We start from the raw sequence: 6,016 nt of genomic DNA, 5'->3' as shown, positions 1-6,016 counted from the left end.
GGAGTTGTTCCTCCTCTGCACCTGCATGTGTTTCGTCGGGTACGCCGTCGCAGACGCTTTCGTATTCTGGGCCTCCGCTCCGTCGGATGCGTGGTTCGCCGAGGTCCTCGGCGTGAGCGCCTTGACCTTGTCCACGGCCTTCTTCGTCCTGTTCGCCGCCGCCCTGTACGGACGCCCGGCGCGGGATCTCTTCCTCGTCTTCGCTCCCTCCGCGGCCCTGATTGCCTTAGGACCCATCCTCCTCGCTGCGCCACCCGTCCCCGGCGGTCCGGGCGCGCCGGCCTTCCTCCCGGCGTACAATCCCCTGGGTTTCGCGTTCTGGGCCGCGTACGTGGACGTCTACGGCCTCACGGGGGTCGTCCCGCTGTACCGGACGTACCGCGAGGTCCGCGGCCAAGTCCGCGTGTCCGCCCGCCGCGCGTTCGGGTTCGTGCTCGCCGCGGCGATCGGCATGGCCATGTGGTTCGCGTGGAACGCGACCGTGGTCCTCTTCCACCTTGATGCCCCTCCCCTGTTCTCCACGCTCCTGGTCCTCCCGGGCCTGGTCGCCCTCGTCGCGAGCCTGCCGTCGGGCCACGGCACCTTCCTCGCGGGTATCCGGAGGGCCCGGGGCGTGCCGTACGGCGTGCAGGCCGCCTTCCTCGTCCACAAGGGAGGATTGCTGATCGACTCCACCGACGTCTGGCAGGAGGTCGGCGTCGACGCAGACCTGTTCGGCGCGACCTTGGACACCATCCAGAACTTCATGCAGACCTCCTTCCCCGCGCTGGGCGGGCCCGGCCTGCGTTCCGTGGCCTTCGGCAACCGTACCCTGCTCATTGAACGAGGCCGCTACGCGTACCTGATCGTCGTGCTCGCAGGACAGGAAGACGAGGCGTTGCGCTGGACGCTTCGTGACCTCCTCCGCGAATTCGAGTCCAAGAACGCGGACGTGCTGAAGGATTGGATGGGCGGTCCCGAGGATGTCACGGGCGCGAAGGAGCTCCTCGCCGCCCTCGTGGCTATGGGATAGCCGGTCCGCGGGGCCTTCCTACCGTTGATAACCACGCGGGACTTCTTAAGTAGGCACGCGCCCACACGGACGCCCGCACTCGTCGGAGGTCCTCCGTGGACAGCAGCGTGCCGGCCCTCACGTACCTGAGCGCGGCGGGCGCCCTCTTCCTCTCCGCGCTCGTCGTGGGCGCGATCGCCCGCCAGCGGACCCGCAAGGTGTTCCAGAAGAAGGTCCTCCTCACGGCGACCCTGCTCCTGACGTGCGCGGTCGTCTCGAACGTCCTGATCTCGATCTACATCACGGACAACGCGTCCTCGAGCCTCCAGGCGGTCCGGGACGGCATCGTCCTCTCCAAGCGCGTGCAGGCGACGTTCGACTACGCGTTCAGCATCGTGATCGGGGCGTTCGTCGTCGTGGCCACGACGCCGAGCATCACGAAGGGGAAGGACTTCGCGCGCTGGATGAGCACGGAGTTCCCGAACTCCTACGTGTTCTATTGCTTCATCATGCTGCTCGCCCTCGCCACGATCTACGTGTCCTCCCCGACCGTCGTGCAGATCTACCCGACGGTCATCCAGTTCGAGCCCTACTTCCTCGTCTTCAACGGCGTGGCGGTCGCCACGCTGAACGTCTACGCACCGTACCGGTTCATCGGCCACCTCCGAAGGACGAAGTCCGACGTCCACGTGCGGCGGGAGACGTACCTAATCATCGTCGGCATCAGCGGCTTCTCCGTCGGGGAGCTCCTCTTCGAGATCGTCCTGCCGAACTACGGGATCGACCTGCGCGCCCCGGGGTTTCTCGTGGAGATGGCCCTCCTCGCGCTGATCGCGTACGCGGCGCGGGAGAAGTCCTTTCTCCAGGGGCTCATTGTCCCCGTCGCGGAGCGGCCGGCGAGCAGCCTGCCGACGTACCACTTGGAACGCGCCCAGACGTACGCGGTCCTCGATCCGGACGGGACGCGCGCCTTCGAAATCTTCCAGGATCTCGTGACCCACGGGGCCCAGGGCCTGTGCATCACCCGGCGTACGCCCAAGGTGATCATGACGAAGTACGGCCTCGAACGCACTCCGATCCTGTGGCTGAGCCGCGTGGCCACGGAGAAGAACTCCGTCCCGCCGTCCCCCCCGGAGAAGGTCGGCCGGGCCGTGGAACAGTTCGTCTCCTTCGGCAGCAATCCGGTCGTCCTGCTGGACGGGGTGGAGTACCTGATCGCCCACAACGACTTCACGTCCGTCCTCGCCCTCCTGCACGACCTGAACGAACTCGTGGGTCTCCACGAGGCCATCCTCCTCCTGCCGATGGATCCCGCGGCGTTCCAGGAACGGGAGTTCGCCCTGATTCGGCGCGAGACGAACCTCGTTGGATCCGCGAACCCCTCGGCCGAGGAGATCGAGCGGGTCGCCCCTTAGTTTGTCCCGCGCGAGACGCCGCTCGAAGCCTGTGGGATGGCTACGAGGCGGCGTGTGAGGCTCCGTGTCGCTTTCGAGCTTCCCGCGACCCGCCCTCTTTCGCCATGTCGTCCTAACATGCGGAGGCTTCCCCGCTGGCGTGGAGGTCGTCAAGGAGCCCACTATCGGACAACAGCGAGGCCCCCGCCGAGAGATGTCATTCAAATCCGACCGGACTTGTTCCACCCCCGAGGGAATCGTGAGGAGTGTTCGAACCCGCCCAAGGGAACCGAACATCGAACGGTCATGGTAACCGTGCGTGCCTACCAGATTCAAGTACGACCTGCCCCTTGGTTTCGTGCTGGACAATACCAACTAAGGTCCAGCCTGCCCGTTCGGGAGTGGGCGCAGGATCGTGGACCGCGGGGTCCGAACCGGGGGGCTTCCTATTTGACCCCCCAAATCGCACTCACCCCGCCAACAACTCTGGCATAGGGCAGCTTCTCGAAGCTCACGTTCGCTACGCCCCAACTCCTGATGGCACCGACCAATTCGTCGGCCTCCCAATGGTAGTACCGCTTTACGGTGAACCCGTCCTGAAAGGAGAAGCTGCCCCCTTTCTTTACGACCCGCAAGGCTTCCTTCAATACCGCCCTTTTGTCCTTCACACCCCGAACGTTGTGGAACACGTCATTACTCACGGCGGCATCGAAGGCTCCGTCTTCGAAAGGGAGCTTGGCCGCGTCGGCCATCTGAAACAAAACCCGGTTGCCCACCTTCTCGGCCTTTGCATTCTCATCGCATTTTGCCTTGGAGTACTCCCACATCGTTCCCCAGACGTCGACTCCGACCACCTCGGCGCCGGGATATCTCTTGGCCACCCGAATGGCCACGGGACCGTTTCCGCATCCGATGTCGATTGCCCGCCCGTGCCCGTCCCAGTCCAGGCGTTCAACGAGCGAGTCCCACAGTTTCGCTTGGACGTTGCCGCCCCGAGGGGATTGCTGGTAGCGTCCATACGCAAAGAGCACAAACTCAGCGAGGGCCAGGACCGCGCCGATCACCAGGTAGATGAAGAGTAGAGACAACGCGAACAGGACAACGCTGGCGAGGCCCGCTGCGAGCAGAAGCTTCCACGAGACCCAATTGCCGTAGTCGGGCCCCTGCGGTGAGACTTTGCTCGCCATATCTTGTTCAACTGGGCGTGCTGCTATAAGTCTGACGTCGAATCTCGGTGGTTCTTTCCGCGTCGTCAGACCGATTGGACCCGTCGTCTGCTATGTCAACGACTTCAAAGCCGGCCCGGGGCTCTGAATGTGCCCGCGACGCCCGTGGTGAAGCCGAAGTACTCAACCACGACTGGACCGCGATCGGTTCCCCTTTGGGGAGTCCCCGTCCCCGTCCGCAAAGGCCAAGGTGCTCGCAGCCCTTCGTGGGACGTGGACGCGCTCCACCTCGCGGATCGCGACGGCAAGCCGTACTGCGGCGCCGAGCACGGCGAGGTCACCCGAAACCCACGCGATGTGGACTGCCTCGCGTGCAGCCGCCGGCTTCGCCAGGAAGAGCTGGAGGGGCGCCCGGGCGAGAGCGAGGGCGAGTGAGCCGCCGCCACCGGGTGGCGGACTGCAGGAATCGGCACCGCAGATGGTGTAAGGCGGTGCGTGCACCGCCCGGGGCGAAACGCGACAACCTTCAGGATACTTACGGGCTGGAACGTAGGTGTCGTTCATCTGCCCGCGAACATCAGGGAGCGAGGGCCGTGAAACCTAGGTGCCGGGACTCGAGACCCCGTTCAATCCAATCGGATTCCTGGACGACAAGGATGCGCACGACGATTCGCCGTGCCGGGGATCATGGCGTCGCACGAAAACCTTTCTTCCGTGAATGCGGACGCGGATGTAACGAATGCCGCCGGCATTTCACCCAGAGCGGACGCCCTTTACGCGGTTGCGGCACCCTAGAAGCCGTCGAACCGGGGCCTGATAGAACCCACGGTACCCGTCCGGCTCCGAGCTCCTAGCGAGATCGCACCCGAGGAGGAAATCAGGACTCGCCGGGTTCCCCACCCGGGCCCCCATCCATTCGGGGTCGCACCGGTGGGCGTTGGCTTGGCGCACGTCTCAAGGTTCCCTCTCCCGAATCGTCGCCAGAACGGAGTCCGTGGACATCAGACGGAGAGCGATCAAGACAGGCACGACCCGGATCTCGTACTGGTTCGGCCGACTTCCATCCTCCTGTCGAAGACGCAGGATGTGTCCCAACGCGAGATGCGACGCTTTGAACGATGCGTCGTATCCCGCGGCCACCAATCCTTCCAGAGCTGCCGTCCAAGGCCACATCGGGGGATGCGTCATGGCCCAGTCGCCGGCTTCCTCCAAGACGAAGTGCTCCAGGGCGGTGCAGCCTCTCCGGATGGGTTCCGAGCTGCGAGGCATGCCGTACCGGATCAGTGCTGAAATGGCCCTCTGCGTGGAATCGGGGTCCGAGTCACTCGGATCCGCTCCTTCGAGGCTCAGCCACATGCCAGAGGCCGACTGCATCGTCTTCAACCACTCGACGCCACCGATCGTGTGCGCGTCCTCTCCATAACCGGCCTCAACCGCGGCCTCGATGCAGTCCGCGGTGAGGATGGGCACTCCTTTTTCCGTGCTGGACCAGAACGGCACCGCGTCCTTGGGCAGATTCGGGTTCTCGTGCCAGCCTCCGTTCGAATTTTGCAAGGCCCAGAGGAACTTGACGCCTCCCGCGATCATGGGCGATTTCTTGTGGAGCACAGTGAGGTCGAGGATCGCCTCCCCGGTCGCACTGACGGTGGACACCTCGCCGGGGCCTCTCGAAAAGCCGCCATCCTTCTTCCGGAGGTCGTACATCTCCCGGACATACTTCTCGGCCGTCGGGCTTTTAAGAGCCCCGACCATCCTCAGGAGTCTCAGTTTTCTCCAGAGCGAAGCATGGTCCCAGAAGACCGCCACAGGATCCGCTTTGAACTCCAAGACTCCCCCCGATCCGCCGCCATCTCATTGCGGTCTTAAGAAGGTGGCGCACGCACCCCTCAAAACTCCAATTCGCAGCGCCGGGCGGTAATCCCCCCGGCCCTTTCCCGCGAAGCCGAATACCACCGACTCAACGCCCCTCGTGCCCCACCGACCCCGGGTTCGAGATCGCGTTCCTCTCAGACCGGATTGGCCGCAATGATCTCCACGTCTACCGACGTGGGGCTGCAGAATCCCGTGGCCGTGTGGTAGACCTCCTGAACGGCCTGCCCCGCAAGGATCGTGTACACATTCTGCCCGGCGTACCGCCCATCGACGAGGAACTCCACGGTCACCGACACGTTTCGGGTTCCGGAGTTCGTCAAGACGAAGAAGATCCGCGTGATCCCGGCCCCAACGAGGCTGCAGGAGTCGCCGTCAAAGATGATGTGCGACACGGTGACCGGCACGGACGTCGGTATGGTTCCTGCGAGGATCACGGCACCGGCAAAGAAGACAGCCACGATGACCATGATTACGAACGCGAGGAACCAATTCCCGTATCGTCCAGGCCTCTGCGGCGGAGGCGGCGCCTCCGCCAGGTAGCGGAGCTTGTAGGCCTCCCCGTCGAGGGTGCTCGAGCTGGGGAGAGGCGGAGC

General features: G+C 64.4%; 6 protein-coding genes. 3 read left to right on the top strand and 3 right to left on the bottom strand.

Annotated elements, in window-relative coordinates:
- Positions 1–1,012 (top strand): hypothetical protein (locus VEY12_07930; protein ID HYM40055.1); only part of this gene is annotated, 1,012 nt, incomplete at its 5' end.
- Between the two features lie 95 nt (positions 1,013–1,107).
- Positions 1,108–2,406 carry a DUF835 domain-containing protein gene (locus tag VEY12_07925; GenBank protein ID HYM40054.1) on the top strand — a complete coding sequence of 433 codons (1,299 nt, stop codon included), beginning with the start codon at positions 1,108–1,110 and terminating at the stop codon, positions 2,404–2,406.
- A gap of 425 nt (positions 2,407–2,831) precedes the next feature.
- On the opposite strand, the gene VEY12_07920 is transcribed toward VEY12_07925, so the two are convergent.
- Positions 2,832–3,572 (bottom strand): class I SAM-dependent methyltransferase, encoded by a 741-nt coding sequence (locus tag VEY12_07920; protein HYM40053.1) that lies wholly within the window; start codon positions 3,570–3,572, stop codon positions 2,832–2,834.
- Between the two features lie 252 nt (positions 3,573–3,824).
- On the opposite strand from VEY12_07920, the gene VEY12_07915 reads away from it, so the two are divergent.
- On the top strand, positions 3,825–3,986 hold the full coding sequence (locus VEY12_07915) for a hypothetical protein (protein ID HYM40052.1): 162 nt from the start codon (positions 3,825–3,827) through the stop codon (positions 3,984–3,986).
- A gap of 519 nt (positions 3,987–4,505) precedes the next feature.
- Here VEY12_07915 and VEY12_07910 read toward each other — a convergent pair.
- Together VEY12_07910 and VEY12_07905 are read right to left on the bottom strand one after the other, a co-directional pair.
- Positions 4,506–5,378, bottom strand: a complete 873-nt coding sequence (locus VEY12_07910) for a hypothetical protein (GenBank protein ID HYM40051.1) — start codon at positions 5,376–5,378, stop codon at positions 4,506–4,508.
- A 179-nt stretch (positions 5,379–5,557) separates the two neighbouring features.
- Positions 5,558–6,016: hypothetical protein (locus VEY12_07905; GenBank protein ID HYM40050.1), on the bottom strand; the 459-nt coding region annotated here is incomplete at its 5' end.

This window comes from Thermoplasmata archaeon (assembly GCA_035632695.1).
Lineage (GTDB): Archaea > Thermoplasmatota > Thermoplasmata > RBG-16-68-12 > RBG-16-68-12 > RBG-16-68-12.
Note: the sequence above shows the minus strand (reverse complement) of the source record. Positions and strands in the feature narration are given on the sequence as shown.